The organism is Yoonia sp. KMU-150, assembly GCF_056858355.1.
In genome coordinates this window covers 1659565-1680820 of the sequence record NZ_JBXEQF010000001.1, presented here as the reverse complement: position 1 = coordinate 1680820, position 21256 = coordinate 1659565, and the positions used below count along the sequence as shown (strand labels likewise).

General features: G+C 64.5%; 25 protein-coding genes and 1 tRNA gene. 13 read left to right on the top strand and 13 right to left on the bottom strand.

The window, feature by feature from the left end; genetic code table 11:
* Window positions 1-55: 55 nt before the first annotated feature.
* Entirely contained in the window at window positions 56-679 is a 624-nt protein-coding gene (locus AC04PH_RS08310; RefSeq protein WP_483065274.1) for a hypothetical protein, read from the top strand.
* A 7-nt stretch (window positions 680-686) separates the two neighbouring features.
* Here the strand turns inward: AC04PH_RS08310 and AC04PH_RS08305 are convergent, their stop codons facing one another.
* A complete protein-coding gene (locus AC04PH_RS08305) occupies window positions 687-1421 on the bottom strand; it encodes a GNAT family N-acetyltransferase (protein WP_483065273.1) in 735 nt (244 codons plus the stop codon).
* 117 nt (window positions 1422-1538) lie between these two features.
* Between AC04PH_RS08305 and msrB the strand changes: the two genes are divergently transcribed.
* Window positions 1539-1937: a peptide-methionine (R)-S-oxide reductase MsrB gene (gene msrB / locus AC04PH_RS08300; protein ID WP_483065272.1), complete on the top strand. Its 399-nt coding sequence runs from the start codon at window positions 1539-1541 to the stop codon at window positions 1935-1937.
* Between the two features lie 30 nt (window positions 1938-1967).
* Here the strand turns inward: msrB and AC04PH_RS08295 are convergent, their stop codons facing one another.
* Window positions 1968-2441: an outer membrane protein assembly factor BamE gene (locus tag AC04PH_RS08295; protein WP_483065271.1), complete on the bottom strand. Its 474-nt coding sequence runs from the start codon at window positions 2439-2441 to the stop codon at window positions 1968-1970.
* Window positions 2442-2525: 84 nt separating this feature from the next.
* Between AC04PH_RS08295 and AC04PH_RS08290 the strand changes: the two genes are divergently transcribed.
* The 9 genes from AC04PH_RS08290 (at window position 2526) to AC04PH_RS08250 (ending at window position 8818) form a co-directional block, all read left to right on the top strand.
* Window positions 2526-3080, top strand: a complete 555-nt coding sequence (locus AC04PH_RS08290; RefSeq protein WP_483065270.1) for a YceD family protein — start codon at window positions 2526-2528, stop codon at window positions 3078-3080.
* 162 nt (window positions 3081-3242) lie between these two features.
* On the top strand, window positions 3243-3446 hold the full coding sequence (rpmF, locus tag AC04PH_RS08285) for a 50S ribosomal protein L32 (protein ID WP_483065269.1): 204 nt from the start codon (window positions 3243-3245) through the stop codon (window positions 3444-3446).
* Window positions 3447-3470: 24 nt separating this feature from the next.
* Window positions 3471-4580: a phosphate acyltransferase PlsX gene (gene plsX, locus AC04PH_RS08280; protein ID WP_483065268.1), complete on the top strand. Its 1110-nt coding sequence runs from the start codon at window positions 3471-3473 to the stop codon at window positions 4578-4580.
* Window positions 4581-4585: 5 nt separating this feature from the next.
* Window positions 4586-5557 carry a beta-ketoacyl-ACP synthase III gene (locus tag AC04PH_RS08275; protein ID WP_483065267.1) on the top strand — a complete coding sequence of 324 codons (972 nt, stop codon included), beginning with the start codon at window positions 4586-4588 and terminating at the stop codon, window positions 5555-5557.
* A gap of 93 nt (window positions 5558-5650) precedes the next feature.
* Window positions 5651-5953: an integration host factor subunit alpha gene (gene ihfA, locus AC04PH_RS08270; RefSeq protein WP_483065266.1), complete on the top strand. Its 303-nt coding sequence runs from the start codon at window positions 5651-5653 to the stop codon at window positions 5951-5953.
* A gap of 3 nt (window positions 5954-5956) precedes the next feature.
* Window positions 5957-7015 (top strand): MerR family transcriptional regulator, encoded by a 1059-nt coding sequence (locus AC04PH_RS08265; RefSeq protein ID WP_483065265.1) that lies wholly within the window; start codon window positions 5957-5959, stop codon window positions 7013-7015.
* A gap of 83 nt (window positions 7016-7098) precedes the next feature.
* Window positions 7099-7175 (top strand) — tRNA-Pro (locus AC04PH_RS08260).
* Between the two features lie 66 nt (window positions 7176-7241).
* A complete protein-coding gene (locus AC04PH_RS08255; RefSeq protein ID WP_483065264.1) occupies window positions 7242-8318 on the top strand; it encodes a 2'-deoxycytidine 5'-triphosphate deaminase in 1077 nt (358 codons plus the stop codon).
* 131 nt (window positions 8319-8449) lie between these two features.
* On the top strand, window positions 8450-8818 hold the full coding sequence (locus AC04PH_RS08250; protein WP_483065263.1) for a hypothetical protein: 369 nt from the start codon (window positions 8450-8452) through the stop codon (window positions 8816-8818).
* Here AC04PH_RS08250 and AC04PH_RS08245 read toward each other — a convergent pair whose 3' ends face one another.
* The 10 genes from AC04PH_RS08245 to AC04PH_RS08200 all read right to left on the bottom strand — a co-directional run bounded on the left by AC04PH_RS08245 (window position 8819) and on the right by AC04PH_RS08200 (window position 19085).
* Window positions 8819-9022: a hypothetical protein gene (locus tag AC04PH_RS08245; RefSeq protein ID WP_483065262.1), complete on the bottom strand. Its 204-nt coding sequence runs from the start codon at window positions 9020-9022 to the stop codon at window positions 8819-8821.
* A gap of 51 nt (window positions 9023-9073) precedes the next feature.
* A complete protein-coding gene (gene scpB / locus AC04PH_RS08240; RefSeq protein ID WP_483065261.1) occupies window positions 9074-9721 on the bottom strand; it encodes an SMC-Scp complex subunit ScpB in 648 nt (215 codons plus the stop codon).
* Window positions 9714-10508: a segregation and condensation protein A gene (locus AC04PH_RS08235; RefSeq protein WP_483065260.1), complete on the bottom strand. Its 795-nt coding sequence runs from the start codon at window positions 10506-10508 to the stop codon at window positions 9714-9716. Before AC04PH_RS08235 ends, scpB begins: the two co-directional genes overlap by 8 nt.
* Before the next feature lie 7 nt (window positions 10509-10515).
* The gene (locus AC04PH_RS08230) at window positions 10516-11517 is read right to left on the bottom strand and encodes a glycoside hydrolase family 3 N-terminal domain-containing protein (protein WP_483065259.1); all 1002 of its coding nucleotides are present in this window, start codon (window positions 11515-11517) and stop codon (window positions 10516-10518) included.
* Window positions 11518-12525 carry an SPOR domain-containing protein gene (locus AC04PH_RS08225; RefSeq protein ID WP_483065258.1) on the bottom strand — a complete coding sequence of 336 codons (1008 nt, stop codon included), beginning with the start codon at window positions 12523-12525 and terminating at the stop codon, window positions 11518-11520. It lies immediately after the preceding gene.
* Window positions 12526-12600: 75 nt separating this feature from the next.
* Window positions 12601-14343, bottom strand: coding sequence for an arginine--tRNA ligase (gene argS, locus AC04PH_RS08220; protein WP_483065257.1), 1743 nt, complete (start codon window positions 14341-14343; stop codon window positions 12601-12603).
* A gap of 123 nt (window positions 14344-14466) precedes the next feature.
* On the bottom strand, window positions 14467-16308 hold the full coding sequence (locus AC04PH_RS08215; protein WP_483065256.1) for a cation:proton antiporter: 1842 nt from the start codon (window positions 16306-16308) through the stop codon (window positions 14467-14469).
* Between the two features lie 63 nt (window positions 16309-16371).
* The gene (locus tag AC04PH_RS08210) at window positions 16372-16974 is read right to left on the bottom strand and encodes a VPLPA-CTERM sorting domain-containing protein (protein WP_483065255.1); all 603 of its coding nucleotides are present in this window, start codon (window positions 16972-16974) and stop codon (window positions 16372-16374) included.
* Window positions 16975-17174: 200 nt separating this feature from the next.
* Complete coding sequence (locus tag AC04PH_RS08205; RefSeq protein WP_483065254.1) at window positions 17175-17819, bottom strand: hypothetical protein; 645 nt, start codon at window positions 17817-17819, stop codon at window positions 17175-17177.
* Between the two features lie 126 nt (window positions 17820-17945).
* Entirely contained in the window at window positions 17946-19085 is a 1140-nt protein-coding gene (locus tag AC04PH_RS08200) for a deoxyguanosinetriphosphate triphosphohydrolase (RefSeq protein WP_483065253.1), read from the bottom strand.
* A 114-nt stretch (window positions 19086-19199) separates the two neighbouring features.
* Here AC04PH_RS08200 and AC04PH_RS08195 point away from each other — a divergent pair, with 114 nt between their 5' ends.
* Window positions 19200-19523, top strand: coding sequence for a HesB/IscA family protein (locus AC04PH_RS08195; RefSeq protein WP_483066173.1), 324 nt, complete (start codon window positions 19200-19202; stop codon window positions 19521-19523).
* A 61-nt stretch (window positions 19524-19584) separates the two neighbouring features.
* Here AC04PH_RS08195 and AC04PH_RS08190 read toward each other — a convergent pair whose 3' ends face one another.
* The gene (locus AC04PH_RS08190; RefSeq protein ID WP_483065252.1) at window positions 19585-20304 is read right to left on the bottom strand and encodes a sterol desaturase family protein; all 720 of its coding nucleotides are present in this window, start codon (window positions 20302-20304) and stop codon (window positions 19585-19587) included.
* 127 nt (window positions 20305-20431) lie between these two features.
* Between AC04PH_RS08190 and xth the strand changes: the two genes are divergently transcribed.
* Window positions 20432-21238, top strand: coding sequence for an exodeoxyribonuclease III (xth, locus tag AC04PH_RS08185; protein ID WP_483065251.1), 807 nt, complete (start codon window positions 20432-20434; stop codon window positions 21236-21238).
* The last annotated feature ends 18 nt before the right edge of the window (window positions 21239-21256 follow it).

Genomic DNA, 21256 nt, shown 5'->3' with positions numbered 1-21256 from the left:
CGCGTCAAATGACCGATTCGCAATGTGTTTCACCGTTTTGTCCGGAGTGCCTGTCATGGTGCGTTCTATCCCCTACATCTGCCTTGCTCTGCTGGCCGCCTGCGGCGGCGCGGAAACCTCTACCGGGTCGTCCGGTGCCACGACGATTTCCGGCTTCTCGACCCCGAACCGGACCGGCCAGATCCGTGAGGGGCTGGCCCAGACCGTCAGCGGGTCCGATCTCGATTTCGCAGGCCACGGCTATGGTTATCAGGTCGGTGTGCGCAACCAGAGCACGCTGGCGGCCTTTGCCGGTCTGACCGCAGGCACGACCGTCACCGTACCGCCGCGCATGGGCACCGGCACATATACCGGTACCTACGAGATTGCATCCGCCCGGATCGACGGCGGTATCGGCGTCAACATCGTGCAATACACGCCCTTCCAGAGCGACGGCGACCTGACCGTGCGCGTCAACTACGACACCGGCGCGTTCACCGGCACATCGGATGTGATCGGCGGGCCGCGCCTGTCCGGTCAGGTCGATGGCCGGACGCTGACCGGCACGGTGCGCAGCGGCGTCACGACAGGCACCCTGAGCGGACTGGTCGGCGGCGATCAGGCGGTGGGCGTTTTCCACGGTGCCAGCGACAACCGCGTCTTTGCTGGTGGTTTCCAGGCAGACCGCGTCATCGACTGACCCGTGCCTACCGGATCGTCTGCGCCAGCGCCCGCAGGGCCTTGGCGCGAGCGGGCGGGATCGCGGCGATGGGCAGCGCGGTGAATACATGCAGCGTCTGCATCGCGTCGTCCACCACCGTGTGGTCGCCGGTCCAGCCGCCCATCGACAGATAGGTCTTCAGCAGCGGCGGCATTTGCCGCATGGCCGCGCGCCGGGTGCCGGAAAAATCGCCGAGCGCGTGGGTCTTTTCCGCGATTCGTCCCGGGCGCAAGACGACAGGCCCCTGGAACCGTGCCGCCAGATCGGCCAGCGCCGCGGCATGGGGCGCGGGATCGGTGCCGGCAAAGCTGGCACAGCCGAAAAGATATGTCGCGCGGGCGTCATCCACGATCCGGGTCAGCCCGGCCCAGGCCAGCCGCAGGATATCCGGGTCGGCGACGCCGGTGGCGATGCAGAAACGACCAAGCTCTATCACCGGGCCGGGCTGGACGGATAAACCTGTCAGATCATAGGATTGCGCGGCATAGCCCGTGTGAATATCGGCGCCACCCGACAGCCGCAGCACCCGAAACGTGCAGACCAGCGCACCGCTGTCGCGGTCGTGGATCATCAGATGATCGCAACGCGGGTCGAAGGCGTCGCGATCCTGTCCCGCCGCACCGAAGAAGCACCGGTGCCGCAACGCCTGACATGCGGCCAGATCGACAGCATCCCTGGCCTTGCGCAGCACAAGGCGCGCGGGGCGCAACGCAATCGTCACCTGTCTGCCCGTTCGGTCAATTCAGCCCCCGTTTCCGACCTGTCGTCAGGCCCCGCCTTGGCGGAGCGGGTCCGCGCACATAGATTAACCCCTGACGCAGCAAAGGAAACAGAATTGATGGACAAGATCGTTAAATCGGACGCCGAATGGCGGGCGCAACTGTCGGACATGGCCTATAAGGTGACCCGTCAGCACGGGACCGAGCGCGCGGGCAGCCACGAGGATTTCCCCAAGGAACCGGGCACCTATATGTGCGTGTGCTGCGGTGCGCCGCTGTTCGATCAGGATACCAAGTTCGACAGCGGCACCGGCTGGCCGTCGTTCTATGCGCCGATCGACAGCGAGATGGTTGGTGAAAGCGAGGACCGCAAGTTTTTCATGAAACGCACGGAGGTGCACTGCAACCGGTGCGAAGCGCATCTGGGCCACGTCTTTCCCGACGGACCGCAGCCCACCGGGCTGCGCTATTGCATCAACGGCGTGGCGCTGGCGTTCGAACCCGAGAGCGACAGCTGAAACAGGTGTCAGGCGGTGACGCCTGACACGCTACCCCTCGCCCAGGAAGGTGCCCGCGTCGATCCGGCCAAAGCTGCCGAGCAACTGGCGAATGAAGGTCGTGTCGCGGATACCGTCGTCCGTGACACGGCGCGACAGGGCCACGACACGGCCCTGCTCCAGCCCGAAGCGTTCGATATTCGTGACCGTGCCGTCCGCGCCGAAACTGATCGCCACGACCTGCCGGTCGATTTCTTCCGCCGCGAAGGGGCCGAACTGCCGAAAGGTGGAGGCGACGTAGTAGAAGCCGCTCTGGTCCAGCACTCCCCCCGATGTGGGCGGCCCGATGCTGTCGGAGATCGTCTCGCGGGTGTCCAGACCGACTGTGATCGTGGACAGTTCGGCATCACTGGGGGCGAAACCATGGCTGCGCTCGATTGCGGCACAGGCGGCCAGAAGCACAAGACCCGTCACACCGACACCGCGCCGGACGTGTCGCCACGTCTTGCTGAATTGACCGCTCATGCCTGACCCCTTGCTCTTCGGCGCGTGATGCCTTTTATCCCAGTTACAACATGCAAGCCACTTTGTTCAAGAATGGATACGCCCTTGACGAAACGTGATATGCACCACCTACGGCTGGCCGACCTGCGCCAGCGTCGCCCGACCCCCTTCGACATCAGCTTTGACGGCCCGGCGCGCGATGCGATGGCACAGGCGCTGGACATCCCCGGCATCCGGAAACTGCGGCTGTCAGGCGATCTGGCACCGGTGGGCAGCCGCGACTGGCGGCTGGCGGCCACGCTGGGGGCGACGGTCGTGCAGGACTGTGTCGTCACGCTGGACCCGGTGACGACCCGTCTGGACGAACCTGTGGTGCGTAACTATGCCGCCGACTTCGAAGAACCCGAGGCGGCGGAGGCCGAAATGCCCGAAGACGACACGACAGAGGCGCTGCCCGCCGTGATCGACCTGCATCAGGTCACGCAGGAGGCGCTGGCGCTGGCACTGCCGCCGTTTCCGCGCGTCGATGGTGCGGGGCTGGGCCTTGCCGTCTTTGCAGAGCCGGGCGTGGCCCCGATGACGGACGAGGATGCCAAGCCGTTTGCCGGGCTGGGTGCCCTGCGCGACACATTGGAAAAGGACGACGGAAGCGACGACTGACCACCTGTTTTTGCTGGCGGAAAAAGGCTTGCGCCCGCGCAGAATCGCAGTATGTTCCGCGCTCTTTCAAATCGCGTCTCGACAGGGCTGCCGTATTGGCGTAGGACCCCCGAAAGACTGACACATCGGGCCAAATGGCCCTCGAATTCCAAGGGTTGAGACATGGCCGTCCAGCAGAACAAAGTATCCAAATCGCGCCGCAACAACCGTCGTGCACACGACGCGCTGTCGGCTGCGAACCCCAACGAATGTGAAAACTGCGGCGAGCTGAAGCGCCCGCACCACATTTGCCCATCGTGCAACCATTACGCCAGCCGCGAAGTGATCGCCGCTGACGAGGTGGAGCTCGACGACGACGCGGCCTAAGTTCAGCCGCGCGCGAGGACTGTCATGACCCAAGCCAACACGGACCCTGCTCCGGCGGCAAAGGCCAGCGACATCGTGCTTTCGGTCGACGCCATGGGCGGCGACAAGGGGCCTGCAACGGTGGTTGCGGGCCTTTCGAAGTTTCTGGATCAGCACCCCGACGCGCGCGTCCTGCTGCATGGCCCCCGTAGCGAACTGCTGCCGCTGGTGGACAAACGCGGAATTGGCGCGAAGGTCACGATCAGCGACGCACCCGACACCGTGAAGATGACCGACAAGCCCAGCCATGTGCTGCGCCACGGCAAGACCACGTCGATGTGGTCCACCATCGACGCGGTGCGCGACGGTGCGGCAGCAGTGGCGATCAGTTGCGGCAATACCGGCGGTCTGATGGCGATGTCGATGCTGCGGCTGCGCAAGGCCGATGGCGTGAACCGCCCGGCCATCGCCTGCCTTTGGCCATCTCGCAACCCGGCCGGGTTCAACGTGATGCTGGACGCCGGTGCCGATATCCGCGCCGATCAGGACGACCTGCTGACCTATGCGCTGATGGGGGCGTCCTATGCGCGCAACGGGCTGGGCATCACCCGTCCGCGCATCGGGCTGCTGAACGTCGGTGTCGAGGAACACAAGGGGCGCGCCGAACTGAAGGTCGCGCATGAACTGATCGGGCGCGCCGCCGACAAGGGCGAATTCGACTATGTCGGTTTCGTCGAAGGCGGCGACCTGCCCTCTGAACGGGTCGATGTCATCGTGACCGATGGCTTTACCGGCAACGTCGCGCTGAAAACCGGCGAAGGCACCGCGAACCTGATTTCGGGCCTGCTGCGCCGGTCGCTGAAATCGAACCCGCTTGCAATGCTGGGCGGGCTGTTCGCCATGGGATCGCTCAAACGCCTGCGCGAGCGGATCGACCCGCGGCAGGTGAACGGCGGCGTGTTTCTGGGCCTCAACCAGACCGTGATCAAGAGCCATGGATCGGCCGATGCCACCGGCGTCGCGGCGGCGCTGGCATTGGGATACCGGCTTGCACAATCCGGGTTTTCCGACAAACTGGCCGCACGGGTTGCATCGGCGGCATCGCTTGCCCAAGATGTGGGTCAGAACCCCGAACAGGACACGGCAGGCAAATAAACGTCATGACACGTCGCGCAGTCGTTACCGGGGTTGGACACTATCTTCCGGAGCGGGTCGTTCCCAATGCGGAATTCGAAAAATCTCTGGAAACGACGGACGCCTGGATCAGGTCGCGCTCCGGGATCGAGCGGCGGCATTTCGCGGCCCCCGGCGAGACGACGTCGGACCTTGCGGCGGCGGCGGCCCTGAACGCGCTGCAGATGGCCGGGCTTGCCGGTGACGAGATCGACGCCATCGTACTGGCGACCTCTACCGCCGACCTGACCTTCCCTTCTGCCGCGACCATGGTACAGCACAAGATCGGCATGACCCGGGGTTTCGCCTTCGATGTGCAGGCGGTCTGCGCCGGTTTCGTCTTTGCGATGAGCAACGCCAACGCGCTCATCGTGTCCGGTCAGGCCGACCGGGTGCTTGTGATCGGTGCGGAAACATTCAGCCGGATCATGGACTGGACCGACCGGGGCACCTGCGTGCTGTTCGGCGACGGTGCCGGTGCCGTCGTGCTGGAAGCGCAGGACGGCGAGGGCAGCAGCGATGACCGCGGTATCCTGTCGACCGACCTGAATTCCGACGGGCAGTATCGCGACCTGCTCTACGTCGACGGCGGCACGTCGACCCAAACGACGGGCGTGTTGCGTATGGAAGGCAAGGAGGTCTTCCGCCATGCCGTCGAAAAGCTGGCGGCGACGGCGCATACCGCACTCGACAAGATCGGCCTTGGGGCGGACGATGTGCAATGGGTCGTGCCGCATCAGGCCAACATCCGCATCATACAGTCCACGGCCAGGAAACTGGGCGTCGACATGGACCGGGTCGTGGTGACAGTGCAGGACCACGGCAATACCTCTGCCGCGTCGATCCCGCTGGCGCTGTCGGTGGGCGTGGCCGACGGCAAGATCAAGCGCGGCGATCTGGTGGTGACAGAGGCCATCGGCGGCGGTCTGGCCTGGGGGGCCGTGGTGATCCGCTGGTAGCGCAAACGCCGCGCAAACAGCGCCCGCCAAGCCGTTGTTATTGACTCTGAAAATGCCTGTCGCCTATGGTCGGGCAAAATCTGGGGGAACGTCATGTCTGACAAGACTTTAACACGCATGGATCTGGCGGATGCAGTGCACGCCCAGGTTGGCCTGTCGCGCAACGACAGCGCCGATCTCGTCGAAAGTGTGCTGACCCATGTATCCGACGCGCTGGTCGCCGGTGAATCCGTCAAGATTTCGTCCTTCGGCACGTTCTCCGTGCGTGAAAAAGCGGCCCGCGTGGGCCGCAACCCCAAGACCGGCGAAGAGGTCCCGATCCATCCGCGCCGGGTGCTGACCTTCCGCCCCTCGCACCTGATGAAAGACCGCGTGGCCGCGGGCAACAAGCGTTAAGCGATGGCCAAGGCCCGCGACGCCTTCCGCACCATCAGTGAAGTTTCCGAGAAGCTGGACACGCCGGCCCATGTGCTGCGGTTCTGGGAAAGCAAGTTCACCCAGATCAAACCCGTGAAACGCGCGGGCGGGCGGCGGTACTATCGCCCCGACGATCTTGCCTTGCTGGCCGGGATCAAGACGCTGCTGCATGAACAGGGCATGACGATCAAGGGCGCACAGAAACTGCTGCGCGAGAAGGGCGTGAAGCATGTCGCGAGCCTCGGTGCGGAAACGCAGGAAGAGACCGGCGAGGTGATCGACCACGTCGCGGCCATGCCCGGCCCCGATGCGCCACAAGCGCAGGATACCGCGCCCGATCAGCAGGATACCGCGCCCGATCAGGACGACGGTGACGATCATATCATCACCTCCGATCCCGCGCCGGTGCCCCCTGCCGACGATATCATCGCGGCGGACACGCCGGAGACGACCGACACGACACCGTCGTCGACTCCGGACGACGGTCACATGCCGCAGACGCCGCAGCAGGAAGACGCGCCGCAGCGCCCGCGCCTGTTCTCTGTCCCCTCCGCCAACGCCCCGGCGGAGACGCCTGTCGCCCCGCCGAGCGACCAGGACGCCGCGGACAGCTTGGAAACGCCCGAGACGCCGGAGCCGCAGGCCGACGACCCTGCCGATGACAGCAAGGCCTTTGCCTCTGACGATGTGCCGTCGTTTTTGCGCCGACCTGCCGACCCAACGCCCCCTGCGGCAGAGGATGCGCCTGCCCGGCAGACTGCGACCGCCGCGGACGACCCCGCTCCGACAGAAGCTGAAACCGGGGCCGATCCTGCACCGGCACCTGCACCCGACGAAGTCGACGCAACGCCCGCGCCCCCGGCCCCGCTTGACGCCGCCCTCGCCGTGCCAGCCTTGCCCGATGATCTGCCCGAGGCAGAGCCGCGGTTCTTCGATGCGCTGCAATCTGTCGATGTCGATGCCATCCGCGCCCGCGCCGACCGGATCGCGCCGCTGCTCGACCGATTGGGTGCCGTGCGTGACCTGATGCGGCAGGGCTGACGGCAATGCCCCCGCCTTTCGCGCCGGTTTTACGCGTTTTCCAGCTTGCCCCCGCGCCGTTTTGCAGTAAACACACCGTCAGTCGGGCTATAGCGCAGCCTGGTAGCGCGTCCGTCTGGGGGACGGAAGGTCGCAGGTTCGAGTCCTGCTAGCCCGACCAATCAAAACCGCCCGTCCGCGTTTCGCGTGGCGGGCGTTTTGCTGAAACGCTGGGGGGCGTTGAGACATGACAGGCGTTCTTGCGGATCATCAGCTGCGCGACATGATCGCCGCAGGGCAGATTACGGCCACGACACCGATCACGCCGGGTCAGATCCAGCCCGCCTCGCTCGACCTGCGGCTGGGGGATTGCGCCTTTCGCGTGCGCGCGTCCTTCCTCGCGGGTCGTGACCGCAGCGTTGCCGAACGCCTGACCCAATTCCAGATGCACGAGATCGACCTGACCGGCGGTGCAGTGCTGGAAAAGGGCTGCGTCTATGTCGTGCCGCTGCAAGAGGCGCTCGCCTTGCCCGAGGGCATGACCGCCGCCGCCTCCGCCAAATCCTCTATCGGCAGGCTGGACCTGCTGACGCGGGTGATCACCGACCGTGGCGTCGCTTTCGATTCCGTCCCTGCGGGCTATTCCGGCCCGCTTTACGTGGAAATCTGCCCGCAGTCGTTTTCTGTCATCGCCCAGACCGGGCAGATGCTGAACCAGATCATTTTCCGCGACGGCAAGACCGTGATGAGCGATGATGAACTACGCGCAATGCACGCCGAAACGCCCATCGTGAACGGCGAGGCTACGATTGAAAACGGCCTCGGTTTCTCTGTCGATCTGAAACCGGCCAGCGACACGCTCGTCGGCTATCGCGCCAAACCGCATACCGGTGTCATCGACCTGTCAAAGCTGGGCCACTACGACCCGGAGGAGTATTGGGAAGAGGTCCATTCCGATACCGGCTGGATCATCCTCGACCCCGGCGCGTTCTACATCCTCGTCAGCCGCGAGGCGATCGCGATTCCACCCATGGCCGCCGCCGAAATGGCACCCTATCTCGCGATGGTGGGAGAGTTTCGCGTGCACTACGCAGGCTTCTTCGACCCCGGTTTCGGCTATGCCGACGCAGGCGGATCAGGGTCGCGCGGCGTACTGGAGGTGCGCTGCCACGATGCGCCCTTCGTGCTGGAACACGGGCAGATCGTCGGGCGACTGGTTTACGAACACATGGCCGCCCTGCCCGCAGCGCTCTACGGGCGCGAGATCAAATCGAACTACCAGGGTCAAGGGCTGAAGCTGTCAAAGCATTTTGCGGCCCCCTGACGCATGCGCGTCGGGGTCAGGTTTCCCTCACCTTCGCCAAAAATCCGTTGCGATTAACCACCTGTCCGCGCAGTCTCGACCCGCCCGCATCATTTCGCGGGCCATGCCGAATAGAGAACAGGAGTCATTTCATGAACCGTTTCACACTCGCCGCGCTATGCTGCCTGCCCATCGCCGCCGCCGCTCAAACCGCTGCCGTCGATCATTACAAGGCGGATATCGTCGGCGACTACGCCGAGACCGGCCAGTGCATCGGGTCCGAATTCAACCTGACGTTTGCCGAGGACTATTTCCACTACGGTGAAACGACCTGCACGATCACGGATATGTCCGGCACCGACGACGGGTTCGTGCGGCTGTTCGGAACGCAGTGCAACGCCGAGGGCGAGCCCACCGATGACCGGACAGTCGATCTGATGCTGACCGGCACCGATGATGGTGAATTGCGCATGATCAGCGAAGGATTCGAGTTGCTACTGCTGCCCTGCACCGATCTGTAGTCAGAACCGCCCGAAGCGCCGCAGGATGTTCAGTCCCTGCCGCGCGCGGTGGGCGTTGCCACGGTTGCGCTTGGCGGCCTCGCGTTCGGCCTGCGACATATCCTCGGGGCGTTTGCCGCCGCGCGAAAAATGGTCGATGCCGTGGTTGATGCCTCTTTGCGCGAACATACGCGACACCATGCGGATCAGATGATTGGCGTTCATCGCTGGCTCCTTCGATCTCAAGATAGGTGCGCGCCGCCCGATGGCAATGCGTCACTCGTCCTCGAACATATCTGTCTGGTCATCATCGCCGTCGTCTTCGTCATCACTATGGCCCAACTGTGACGCACCGGGCGGCGGGCGGTTTTCCAGCAGGCCCGCCTGCCGTAATTCGGCCAGACCCGGCAGGTCGCGGGCATTTTCGAGGCCGAAGTGATCGAGGAACGTCTGCGTCACCACAAACGTCACCGGGCGACCGGGTGTCATGCGCCTACGACCGAACCGGATCCACTCCATCTCGATCAGCTGGTCGATGGTGCCGCGCGACACGCTGACGCCACGGATCTCCTCGATCTCCGCACGTGTGGCGGGCTGGTGGTAGGCGACGATGGCGAGCGTTTCGATGGCCGCACGCGACAGCTTGCGCGTCTCGACCGTTTCCTTCTGCATCAGGAAACCAAGGTCGGGTGCCGTGCGGATCGCCCAGGCATTGTCGATCTTCACGATGTTCACGCCCCTGCCCACGTAGCGTTTGCGCAGGGTTGCCAAAGCCTCTGTCGGGTCGGACCCGTGCGGCATCCGGCCCATCAGTTCAGTGATGGTGACAGGCTCTGCGGTGGCGAACAGGATCGCCTCGACCATGCGCTCCTGCTCGGCCATGGGCGGTGCCTCGAACAGGCTTTCGGTTTGGGTGTCAGCCATCGCGGGGGTCTTTCTTGCGGATCTGAATGGGGGCGAAGGTGTCGCCCTGCCGGATTTCGATGCGGCCTTCCTTGGCCAGTTCCAGCGAGGCCGCAAAAGTCGCGGCGGTGGACGACCGGGCGCGCACCGGATCGCCCTGCCAACCGTCAGGCAGATAGCTGTGGATGTCGGTCCAGTCACCGGCAAAGCCGATCAGCCCGCGCATCCGTTCCAACGCCTGTTCCATCGTCATCACCGCCTGCCGGTCCATCACGAAGGGGCGGAAGTCGTCCTTTGTGCGGATACGGGCGTAGCCCTGCATCAGGTCCAGCAGTGTTGCGGTGTAGGTCACGGTGCGCACACGGGTCACGTCTTCGGTGATGCCGCGGGCAAAGAAATCGCGGCCCAGCTGATCGCGCGCCATCAGTTTCGCCGCCGCGTCGCGCATGGCGGACAGGCGTTCCAGCTGAAACGCCAGATGCGCGGCCAGTTCCTCGCCGCTTGGCCCCTCCGCCTCCGGATCAGGCGGCAGCAACAGGCGTGATTTCAGGAAGGCGAGCCATGCCGCCATCACCAGATAATCCGCCGCAAGTTCGAGCCGTAACTGCTTGGCCTGCTCCACAAAAGCCAGATACTGCTCGGCCAGCGCGAGGATGGAAATCTGGCGCAGATCAACTTTCTGGGTGCGTGACAGGGTCAGCAACAGATCGAGCGGGCCTTCGTAGGCACCGACATCGACGATCAGTGCCTCGGCGGCCACGCGGTCCTGCACGGACACCGTGTCTTCCTGAAAATCCGTGTCGGTCATGGCAGCCCTATCCCAGCAGGGTTGCAAGTTCCGCTTCCAGTGATCGAAAGTCAATATCGTCAGGGGTTTTGCGCTGGTCTAGCGCCACGTCCGCGCGGATACGCGCCTCGGTCGTCATCGTGCCCGCCGCCCGTGCCACCGCCTGCATCTGATCGGGCGCACCGTTGCAATGCAGCACGATATCGCAGCCTGCCGCAATGGTCGCGGCAGCACGTTCCGCTGGCGTGCCCGACAGCGCCTCCATCGACAGATCGTCGGACATGATCAGCCCGTGGAAGCCGATATCCTGCCGGATCATCTCCATCATCTTTGCAGAGGTCGTAGCCGGATTGTCGGGGTCGATGTCGCTGAAAACGATATGTGCGGTCATGCCCATGGCGATATGGTTGAGCTGCTTGAACGGTGCGAAATCCCGCGTGTTCAGGTCCGGCCGGCTGGCGGGCACGCGCGGGAGGTCCTTGTGGCTATCGACGGCGGCGCGGCCATAGCCGGGAATGTGTTTCAGAACCGGCAGCACGCCACCGGCCAGAAAGGCATCGGCGCAGACCTGAGCGGCCTGCACGACTGTGTTGATATCCTCACCATAAAGCCTGTTGCGCAGAACGGGATGGGTCTGACGTTCGACCAGATCGGCCAGCGGCGCGCAGTTCACGTCGATGCCGACTGCGTGCAGTTCATGCGCGATCATCCGGTTGCGCAGGTATTGTGCGCGCATCGGATCCTGGGCCTGTTGCATCTGGTCGAGCGCGGGCAGGTATTCGTGCCAGTGCGGGCTGCGCATCCGCTGCACGCGCCCGCCTTCCTGATCAACCAGAACTGGGGCCTGCCAGCCCAAGCAATCGCGCAGATCGCCGGTCAGGCGGCGCAACTGGTCCGGCGTGTCGACGTTACGTGCAAAGAGAATGAAACCCAACGGGTCCGCATCGCGGAAAAACGACTTTTCCCAATCCGTTACGACGCGACCTTCACAGCCGAATATCGTCGCGCCATGGGTCGGCCGCAGCGCCATCTATTGCGTCACGACCGGGATACAATCCGCCCCGCCGGCGACCAGAGAGGCGCAGAAACGGCGCGCGTCGCTCATCTCGGCAAACCCGCTGACGCGCAGGCGATAGAAAGTCTGGCCGCCGCTTGTCGCTTCGAGGATCAGACGGTCCTTGCCGGTCATGAATTCGGCAAAGCGCCCGGACAGGCGGTCCCATTCGCCCGCAGCCTGTGCTGCATCGGGGAACGCGCCAAGCTGCACCAGCGTGGTTCCTGTCGCGATCGCGGACGCCTGCGTGACGGCCACATCCGCGCTCTGGGGTGCTGCCGTCGCCTGTGTCGCGGCGGCCACTGCGGCGGCGACATCCGGTGTCGTCGTCGTGGCGCGCGCGGGCCGGATCACGGGACGCAGCGATACGGCCACGCCGGGCACGCTCGGGTCGATCTCCGGCACGAAGGACGCGTCGGTCACCGCCTCGCCGTCAAGCTGGACCTGCGGCGCGACATCCTCGCCTTCCGCAAGTGCCGTCAGCGGTGCCGCCCCGGCAGCGATCTGATCGGCCAGCGCCAGAATATCGTCGGCATCGAGCGGGCCCTGATCCGCGGTCGCCTCGGCTGTGGCGACGGCAGGAGTTTCGACCTCCGGGGCCGCGACGGGATCGGCGGCGCGCACCTCGTCGGCTTCGGCCATCGGCTGCACGGCAAGGTCTTCCTCGGACAGTTGCGTGGTCTGCGGGGCGAGCATCAGCACGTCACCGGGGTCGGCGGCCTGACCTTCGGCGGCGACGGTATTCACGGCCAGCCCCTCGTGCCGGGCGACATCGCCACCGGGGTCCGCCGGGGCGACACGCATCGCCCCTTCCATCGCACGCACGACCGGAATGCCCGACACATCGCGCACCACCAGTTTGTATCCCCAGACTCCGACGCCCACGATCAGCGCCAGCGACACGGCGGCCCCGGCATAGTTCACAAGCGCGCCTGCACGGGATGCGGACGCAGTTCGGGTGTCGTATTCGTCAAAAGTTGCCATTGCTCTCGCCTCTCGCCCACACCTCTTTCGTCGGGTGCGGATCGCTACTGCTTGTCTCGGGCCGGCAACGGTGCGTTAGCGCATCTCTTCCACCGGCGTGACACCAAGAATACGCAAGCCTTCGCAAATCACAACGGAAACGGCCCGGATCAGGGCGATTTTCGCCTGTGTTGTGTCAATGTCACCCGTTTGCAGGAAACGCAGACTGGCATCGTCGTTGCCCCGGTTCCACAAACCATGGAAATCCGACGCCAGATCATAGAGGTAGAAGGCGATCCTGTGCGGCTCGTGTCCCTTGGCCGCGATCTCGATCAGGCGCGGCCATTCGGCGATCTTGCGCGCAACGGCAAGTTCGGCGTCATGGTCAAGCTTTGACAGATCGGCCCCGGCCAGCGTCGCGTCATCCACCGCGATCCCCTCGTCAGCGGCCTTGCGCAGGACAGAGTTCACCCGCGCATGGGCGTATTGCACGTAAAAGACCGGGTTATCCTTTGACTGCTCCGTCACTTTGTCGAAATCGAAGTCGAGCGGCGCATCGTTCTTGCGTGTCAGCATATGGAAGCGTGTCACGTCCTTGCCCACGGCATCCACCACGTCGCGCAGGGTCACGAAGGTCCCTGCCCGCTTGGACATCTTGAACGGTTCGCCGTTCTTGTAGAGCTTCACAAGCTGCGTCAGCTTCACGTCGAGCGGCACGGTCCCGTCCGACAGGGCCGAAACGGCGGCCTTCATCCGTTTGACGTAACCGCCGTGGTCCGCGCCGAACACGTCAATCAACTGGTCGAAACCACGTTTCACCTTGTCGTAGTGATAGGCGATGTCGGGCGCGAAATAGGTCCAGCCGCCGTCGGATTTCTTGACCGGGCGGTCGACGTCGTCGCCGTGCGCTGTCGATTTGAACAACGTCTGCTCGCGCGGCTCCCAATCCTCGGGCACCTTGCCCTTGGGCGGCTCCAGCGTGCCGCGATAGATCAGCCCCTTGGCGTCCAGTTCGGCGATGGCCGTTTCGATCAAGCCGGTGCCGTAGAGCGACTTTTCGCTGTAGAAACTGTCCATCTCGACGCCGAGTGCGGCCAGATCGGCGCGGATCAGGTCCATCATGGCTTCGGTCGCGAAAAGCCGCACGTCTTCCAGCCAGACATCCTCGCCCTGGTCCAGATACGCGTCACCAACCTTGGCCTTCAGCGCCTCGCCCACGTCGATCAGATAGTCGCCGGGGTATGCGCCCTCCGGCCAGTCGACGGAGAGGTCATGCGCCTCCTGGTACCGCAGATAGACGGAGCGGGCGAGCACATCGACCTGCGCGCCACCGTCGTTGATGTAGTATTCGCGCGTGACATCGTATCCGGCATAGTCCAGCAGCGACGCCAGCGCATCGCCGAATACGGCCCCCCGCGTGTGGCCCACGTGCAGCGGGCCGGTGGGGTTGGCGGAGACATATTCCACCATCAGCCGCTGGCCCTGCCCCATGTCCGATTTGCCGAAGGTGGGGTCGGTCAGCGCGGTTTTCACGACGCCCTGCCAGACGGAGGCATCTAGCCGCATGTTCAGGAACCCCGGCCCCGCGACCTCTGCCACCGCGATCCGGTCGTCGGCCTGCAGTTTCGCGGCCAGCGCCTCGGCAATTGCGCGGGGGTTGGATTTGGCGGGCTTGGCCAGCACCATCGCCGCATTCGTCGCCATGTCGCCATGCGCCGCATCGCGGGGCGGCTCGACCGTCACGGCGTCATAGGACAGATCGGCGGGCAGCACACCTTCGGCGACGAGCGCATCAAGACAGGTCACGACGGCGGCGCGGATATCGGCAAAGAGGTTCATCTGGGCGGGCTTTCACTCATCGGGCAAGAAACGGCGCTGCGGCCACGGACAGCCATGCGCGTCGGTCCGGGGTTTATCATGGGCGATGGTCAGGTCAACGCCGGTGCGCGACCGGCTGCCGTTTCAGCTACCCGCACCCGATGGCGGCTGGTTCAGGTCGCTGGCATCGTCGGGCGGGCGCAGCGCGATCACGACGACATCCGGCGCGGGGCGCACGTCCTCGTCCTTGCGGATCAGCTTGATCTCACCCTGCGCCGACACGCGGGCGACGATCTGCGCATCGGGGCGCTTGGCGCGCCAATCCTCGAAGGTGAATTCCTCGCTCAGCCGCGTCGCGCGGAAGGTCCAGCCATCCGCGATCATCCGCTCCAACTCGGCGTGGGTCGCCTTGGGGCCGAAGGATTTGCCACCCAGCGTGCGCGGCAACTGGTGCCGTGCGCTGTCGCTTTTCGCGCGTGTGACCTGAAACACGTTCTCGCGCCCGAATTCAGGGGCGAGGTCCGTCGCGACCAGTGTGTTGTAGGCGTCGTTGCTCGTCGCCGTCACCAGCGTGGCGAAGCTGACAAGTTCCAGCCGATGTTCGGCGGTTTCCGACAGGATATCGCCTGAAAAGGTGTCGATCCCGGCAGACCGCGCGCCCCGCAGGTTGCCAAAGTTCGGATCGGTCATCAGCACCGGGATTTCGGCCTTCTTGAGCGCCTCGGCAAATGCGGTGGTCCACCGCGATCCGCCGATGATGATCACGCCGGGCCGGTCCGCGCCGGTCAGCCCCAGATAGCGCGCGAAAGGTGCCAGCGTGAAGCCGTGCAGCACGACCGTCGCCGCCACCAGCGCAAAGGCCAGCGGCCCGATAAAGGCCGCATCCTCGAAACCGAGCGACAGCAGCCGTTCGCCGAACAGCCCCGCCACGGCGACCAGCACGACACCGCGCGGGCCGGTGAAGGCCACCAGCAATTGTTCGCGCCACGGGATGCCGGACCCCGCCAGCGATACCAGCACGGTCACAGGGCGCGCGACGAGTATCACAGCCAGCACAAAGGCAAGCGCCCACCAGTCAAGCTGCCCCAGTGCCGCGAAATCGAGGCTGGCAGCCAGCAGAATGAATACGCCGGACACCAGCAGGACGGTGGCATGTTCCTTGAAGCGGCGCAGTTCTTCGTAACTGGCCAGATTGGCATTGGCGATCACGATGCCCATGATCGTCACGGTCAGCAGGCCGCTTTCATGCAGCACGTTGTCGGCCAGTGCGAAGGTCGCCAGCAGCAGCGCGAACAGCACCGGCACTTTCATATATTCCGGCACCCAGCCCCGGATGAAGGACCGCGCCAGCCCGAAACCCGCCACAGCCCCCAGAACGGAAGCCACGGTGATCCCGATGGCCAAATCGACCATCGCGGCGCTGACGGTGGTGGCCGTGTTCAGCACCACCACGACCTCGTAGGCCAGAACCGCGGCGAGCGCGCCGATGGGATCGTTGACGATGGCCTCCCACTGCAGCAGGGCGGCGGGGCGGCGGGCCAGTCGTGCGGTGCGTAAAAGCGGCGCGATAACGGTCGGGCCGGTCACGATCATGATGCCGCCGAAAACGGCGGAGCTTTCCCAGCTCAGCCCGGCGATGTAGTGCAGCGCCAGCGCCGACGTGAGCCAGCCAAGCGGCGCGCCGACGAAAACGAGGCGCTTCACGCCCTTCACCGCATCCTGTAGCGAATGGAAATTGAGCGTAAGGCCGCCTTCGAAAAGGATGATCGCCACCGCGATGGCGATGATCGGCCCCATCAGATCGCCGATGTCACGGGCCGGATCGAAAAGCCCCAGCACCGGCCCCACGATGACGCCCGCGGCCAGCATCAGCACGATGGCCGGCATCCGCAGCCGCCAGGCCAGCCATTGCGACCCGACGCCAAGCACCCCGACAAAGGCAAATGCCATGACAGGGCTCATCGCGTCGGTGATTTCGGTGGCCATGGTGCGTTCTCCGGTGGGTCACACCAGACTTATCACGCGCGCCCCCAACCTCAAGCGCAAGTCTTAGACGATGCGGTTGCGCCGCATCAGGCCAAGCGCGCCCAGGGCCGCCAGCAGCATCCACGCCGCAGCCGGAAGCGGCACAGCGGCCGGTGGCGGGGGCAGGACGTTGCCGAACGACAGGTTGTCCATATTGTGCGTCTCGGCGATGAAGCGCGGTGCCGCGTCGCCTGCCTGAATCAACAAGGATGCAAACGGATCGTCCGAGATGAAGCCGAAGAACGTCGGCGTGAAGGTCTTGAGCTGCCGACCCAGAACGGTGGTGCCGTTCAGCAGGAATTTCAGTCCCGTACCTGCCCCGCCCGGCGACAGGTCGAAATCCGCGCCGAATGCCGTGACCGGAGCCGCGAAAGTCCACGTGGTGTCCGCGCCGCCGGGTGTGGGGCGGTCGCGCCAGAGATCGCCAAGCACAAAGCCTGCATCGGTCGTGACCGACAGCCCGGGTTCCAGCGTCGCGTCGTCGAAGGCCTCGACGGTCAACGGCAGGGTCGCGGCCTCGAACGCGGCGCGGTCGGTATAGAACGTCGTCGCCCCCTGCGCTGCCCCTGCCGGCAAAAGCGCGCACATGGACGTCACGGCGATCATCACTGCCTGAGTCAATGTCATCTGCGTCGTCACTCCAAAATCCTGACGCGGCGCATCGATTCGCGCCGCAGTTCACCTGTGTCGATGCTCTTTAGACAGGAAAGTTGGGGAAACACTTGGTTAAGATTGTGTTCATTTGTGGGACAATCATCCCGCGCGGGTACGGGACTGCGATCTTTGACAGGTGCACACCCGCAAAAATTGCTGCGCGAAGGGCAGAGCTATGCGGCGTCATGACCCCTACCCGGAACCGGCAGCGATCCACGCCGGGCCACCGCCAGACCGCCCAGCCCCGCCACCAGCAGCCCAAGCGCGCCGGGCAGCGGCACGGCTGCAGGGGCCGTTGCGGACGCGAACGACAGATCATCGAGGGAATAGCTTTCGGACGCGAAAAGAAGACCGCCGCCGCTGCCCGATCGCAGGGTAACAGAGGAAAACGCGGATGTGGCGATGAAACCGAAGAATGTGGGCGTCGTCGTCGACAGCTGTGTCGTCAGCACCGTCGCCCCGTCCAGCACAAACGCCAAACCGGTGCCCGCGCCACCGGGCGACAGGTCGAAATCAGCACCGAACGCGCGTTGCGAGGCGGCGAAATCAAATGTCGTGTCCGCCTGCCCCAGCACCCCCAGAAAGCTGATGATGCCCGGGCTGACGGTGTCTGTCAGCCGTCCGCCGGAAATCGCACCGTTATCGGATGTGATCGTCAGACCGGACGCCAGCAGACCGTCCGAGAAATCCTCGACGGTCAGCGCCGCGGTGGCGGCGTCGAAGCTGGCGCGGTCGGTATAGAAGGTCGCGGCGTGACCTGCGGTCGCGATCAGGGTGGCGGCGGCGGCGCTCAGCAGTGTGCGCGATTGGCGGAACATGGGAACTCTCTTTCACTGGTTTCAAAATCAACATCACGTGCGACAGGTCCACCCACAGGCCGCAGTCTCAATAAGACGCGGGCGCTGTGTTGGATTTACGGCAAACCTGGATCAAATTGATGGCGCCTAGCCGCCCAGCAAACGCGCATGTTCCTGAATGGCGAAGCGGTCGGTCATGCCCGCGATGTAGTCCGCCACGATCCGGGCCAGCGCGGTTTCGTCGGCTGCATCGGCCACGTCCTTGCGCCACTGCTTGGGCAACTCATCGGTGTTGGCCATGAAAAACGGGAACAGATCGTCGATCATCGCCGTCACCTCGCGCCGCATCTCGACGACGGCGGGCGCACGATACATCCGCTCGAACAGGAATTGCCGGATTACCTTGAGATCGGACCAGAGTGCGGGCGTAAACTGCACCAGCATCCGGCCCGCATGGCGCACGTCATGCACCGTCGCCGGGGCCAATTCCGCGAGGTTACGGCGGCTGACGGTGATCACATCCTCGACGAGCAGACCGAAGAACCGGCGCAGCGCCTCGTGCCGGCGGCGGTAGTAATTCAGGCCGGGGTATTTCGCATCGACCCGCGCAAAGCAGTCCTGCAGGATCGGCAGTTCGGCCAGATCGTCGGTACTGAACAATTCCGCCCGCAGCCCGTCGTGCAGGTCATGGTTGTTGTAGGCGATGTCGTCGGCCAGGGCCGCCACCTGCGCCTCGGCGCTCGCGTGGGTGTGCAGTTCCAGATCGTGCCGCGCGTTGTAATCGGCGAGCGCATAGGGGATGTCGCCGGTCACCGGGCCGTTGTGCTTGGCGATCCCCTCCAGCGTCTCCCAGGTCAGGTTCAACCCGTCCCACTCGGCGTAGTGCCGCTCCAGATCGGTGACGATCCGCAGCGCCTGCGCGTTGTGGTCGAACCCGCCGTAGGGCTGCATCAGCCGGTGCAGCGCCTCCTCCCCGGTATGACCGAAGGGGGTGTGGCCCAGATCATGCGCCAGCGCCACCGCCTCCGTCAGTTCCACGTTCAAGTCGAGCGCTGCCGCGACGGTTCGGGCAACCTGCGCCACCTCGATACTGTGCGTCAGCCGGGTGCGGAAATAATCGCCCTCGTGTTCGATGAACACCTGCGTCTTGTGTTTCAGCCGACGGAACGCGCTGGAATGGATGATCCGGTCGCGGTCGCGCTGGAAGGGCGAGCGAAACAGGCTCTCCTCCTCCGGATAAAGCCGCCCGCGCACGTTCGCGGGGTCGGTCGCAAAACGCGCTGCCATCGTCCCTGTCCCAACTGCCGATCACAAAGCGGCAGGTGTCCCGCCCGTCGCCTTGTTGAGTTTGCCTGAGACACCTATATTGCCTGTGACACCAAACCGATAGGCCCGATCATGCTGCAAGTGCCCCCGAAAGTGACCCCGCGCGCCTTTGAACGGCTGGCCGAGATCGGTGCCGCCGCCCAGGGCAAGGCGCTGCGTGTCGCGGTCGAGGGCGGCGGGTGTTCCGGTTTTCAGTATGAAATCGACCTGGACGAGCCGAAGGACGACGATCTTGTGTTGGAAGGTGCCGGTGAAAAGGTGCTGATCGACGCGGTCTCCCTGCCCTTTCTGGCAGAGGCCACGATTGATTTCACAGAAGAGCTGATCGGGGCGCGTTTCGTGATCGAAAACCCCAACGCCACCTCAAGCTGCGGCTGCGGCACGTCATTTTCCATGTAGCGCAACCAAATCCTCATAGAGGATTTGGTCATAGACTTTCCTCGAAAGTCTGCCGCCCGTCTTAGGCGTGGCGGCGTGACCCCGGCGGATTGCGCACGCCGTAGGCCTTGCGCGCGGTCACGAGCCGCAAATCGTCCGGGTCCATCCCAAGGCTCAGCATCGTGTCGCGGTCATACCGCGCGCGGGCCGTCGCCTTGTCGTGTTTCGTACCGAACAGCCGGTCGATCCAGCCCATGCCGAAACTCACGTGAAATGTCGCGTCGTGGTCCTGATAGTGGTGCGCCAGATGGCTGCGGGTCACCCGCTGGCCGAACCAGCCCTTTTTCACGTTCAGATGCGCGATGGTGTGGCAGTATTCATAAAACGTAAAGGCCGTGACGGAGCCTGCGAAGATCGCCACGATCCCGAAGGTCAGCGCGCCCGTCAGCCCCAGCACAGGCCAGAGCACAACCGTGTGGATGGCGAGGGAGATCAGGCCGAACTTCACCGCGAACCAGTGGTTGTCGCCGGTGAAAAATTCCGGATCGGCGGGGAATTCATGGTGCCCGATATGCGACCTGTAAAGATCGTTGAACGTGCCCTGCGATTGCGGCGGCGCACGGTGATAAAGGAACCGGTGCATCACGTATTCGACGAAGAACTGCAGGATCAGGCCGTAGACGAATGCCGCCACCAGTAGCGGCGACAGGTTCCAGAGCAGCAGGCCCATGCCCAGCAGCCAGAACGGCGCCAGCCGTTGCAGGCTGCCCATGTGGATCAGAACGCGCAGTGTCGGGATCATCGCGGGGCCTCCTTTTGCTTGCGCGGCAAAGGTGCCGCACCTGCCCCGCCCCGATCAAGCCCGACGTGGCGTCGCTTGCCACGCCCCGCCCCATGGGCCACAAATGGCACAAAAGCGGTGAGGCCCCATGAAGATCGCGACCTTCAACATCAACGGCGTGAAAGCGCGGATCGACGCGCTGACCGACTGGCTGCGCGAGAGCGCGCCGGATGTCGCCCTGCTGCAGGAAATCAAATCGGTCGACGAAAACTTCCCCCGCGCCGTGTTCGAGGACATGGGCTACAACGTCGAGACTCACGGGCAAAAGGGCTTCAACGGCGTGGCGATCCTGTCGAAGCTACCGCTGGAAGATGTGTCGCGCGGGTTGCCCGGTGACGACGACGATCCGCAGGCCCGCTGGATCGAGGCGACGGTCGTGGATGAGCGCGCGGTGCGGATTTGTGGGCTTTATCTGCCCAACGGCAACCCGGTGGAACTGGACGGTGACGGTGCACCGGTAGCGAGCGGCAAATACGCCTACAAGCTCGACTGGATGGCCCGGCTGAAAGCGCGTGCGGAGGCGCTGTTGGCGACCGAGGAACCCGCGCTTATGGCGGGCGACTACAACATCATTCCCCAGCGCGAGGACGCCAAACGCCCCGACGCCTGGGAAAAGGACGCGCTCTTTCGCCTGCCCAGCCGCAAAGCCTTCCGCGAAATCGTCAACCTCGGCTTTACCGAGGCGTTCCGCGCGCGGCAATCAGGCGGCGGGCACTACAGCTTCTGGGATTATCAGGCCGGGGCCTGGGATAAAAACGACGGCATCCGTATCGACCATTTCCTGCTGACCCCGCAATGCGCAGACCTGCTGGCCGATTGCTGGATCGAAAGCGAGGTGCGCGGCCGCGAGAAACCTTCGGACCATGTGCCGGTCTGGGTTGACCTGAAGGTTTAGGAGTGATGCGCAGCGCAT

What these genes read in the sequence shown, in the direction of transcription:
- msrB (WP_483065272.1), top strand. Translation starts at nt 1,539, where the DNA reads ATGGACAAGATCGTTAAATCGGACGCCGAATGGCGGGCGCAACTGTCG.
- AC04PH_RS08210 (WP_483065255.1), bottom strand. Translation starts at nt 16,974, where the DNA reads ATGACATTGACTCAGGCAGTGATGATCGCCGTGACGTCCATGTGCGCG.
- AC04PH_RS08265 (WP_483065265.1), top strand. Translation starts at nt 5,957, where the DNA reads ATGGCCAAGGCCCGCGACGCCTTCCGCACCATCAGTGAAGTTTCCGAG.
- xth (WP_483065251.1), top strand. Translation starts at nt 20,432, where the DNA reads ATGAAGATCGCGACCTTCAACATCAACGGCGTGAAAGCGCGGATCGAC.
- scpB (WP_483065261.1), bottom strand. Translation starts at nt 9,721, where the DNA reads ATGGCTGACACCCAAACCGAAAGCCTGTTCGAGGCACCGCCCATGGCC.
- AC04PH_RS08225 (WP_483065258.1), bottom strand. Translation starts at nt 12,525, where the DNA reads ATGGCAACTTTTGACGAATACGACACCCGAACTGCGTCCGCATCCCGT.
- AC04PH_RS08205 (WP_483065254.1), bottom strand. Translation starts at nt 17,819, where the DNA reads ATGTTCCGCCAATCGCGCACACTGCTGAGCGCCGCCGCCGCCACCCTG.
- plsX (WP_483065268.1), top strand. Translation starts at nt 3,471, where the DNA reads ATGACCCAAGCCAACACGGACCCTGCTCCGGCGGCAAAGGCCAGCGAC.
- AC04PH_RS08250 (WP_483065263.1), top strand. Translation starts at nt 8,450, where the DNA reads ATGAACCGTTTCACACTCGCCGCGCTATGCTGCCTGCCCATCGCCGCC.
- AC04PH_RS08230 (WP_483065259.1), bottom strand. Translation starts at nt 11,517, where the DNA reads ATGGCGCTGCGGCCGACCCATGGCGCGACGATATTCGGCTGTGAAGGT.
- AC04PH_RS08235 (WP_483065260.1), bottom strand. Translation starts at nt 10,508, where the DNA reads ATGACCGACACGGATTTTCAGGAAGACACGGTGTCCGTGCAGGACCGC.
- AC04PH_RS08215 (WP_483065256.1), bottom strand. Translation starts at nt 16,308, where the DNA reads ATGGCCACCGAAATCACCGACGCGATGAGCCCTGTCATGGCATTTGCC.
- AC04PH_RS08275 (WP_483065267.1), top strand. Translation starts at nt 4,586, where the DNA reads ATGACACGTCGCGCAGTCGTTACCGGGGTTGGACACTATCTTCCGGAG.
- AC04PH_RS08190 (WP_483065252.1), bottom strand. Translation starts at nt 20,304, where the DNA reads ATGATCCCGACACTGCGCGTTCTGATCCACATGGGCAGCCTGCAACGG.
- AC04PH_RS08295 (WP_483065271.1), bottom strand. Translation starts at nt 2,441, where the DNA reads ATGAGCGGTCAATTCAGCAAGACGTGGCGACACGTCCGGCGCGGTGTC.
- AC04PH_RS08255 (WP_483065264.1), top strand. Translation starts at nt 7,242, where the DNA reads ATGACAGGCGTTCTTGCGGATCATCAGCTGCGCGACATGATCGCCGCA.
- AC04PH_RS08245 (WP_483065262.1), bottom strand. Translation starts at nt 9,022, where the DNA reads ATGAACGCCAATCATCTGATCCGCATGGTGTCGCGTATGTTCGCGCAA.
- rpmF (WP_483065269.1), top strand. Translation starts at nt 3,243, where the DNA reads ATGGCCGTCCAGCAGAACAAAGTATCCAAATCGCGCCGCAACAACCGT.
- argS (WP_483065257.1), bottom strand. Translation starts at nt 14,343, where the DNA reads ATGAACCTCTTTGCCGATATCCGCGCCGCCGTCGTGACCTGTCTTGAT.
- AC04PH_RS08310 (WP_483065274.1), top strand. Translation starts at nt 56, where the DNA reads ATGGTGCGTTCTATCCCCTACATCTGCCTTGCTCTGCTGGCCGCCTGC.
- AC04PH_RS08200 (WP_483065253.1), bottom strand. Translation starts at nt 19,085, where the DNA reads ATGGCAGCGCGTTTTGCGACCGACCCCGCGAACGTGCGCGGGCGGCTT.
- ihfA (WP_483065266.1), top strand. Translation starts at nt 5,651, where the DNA reads ATGTCTGACAAGACTTTAACACGCATGGATCTGGCGGATGCAGTGCAC.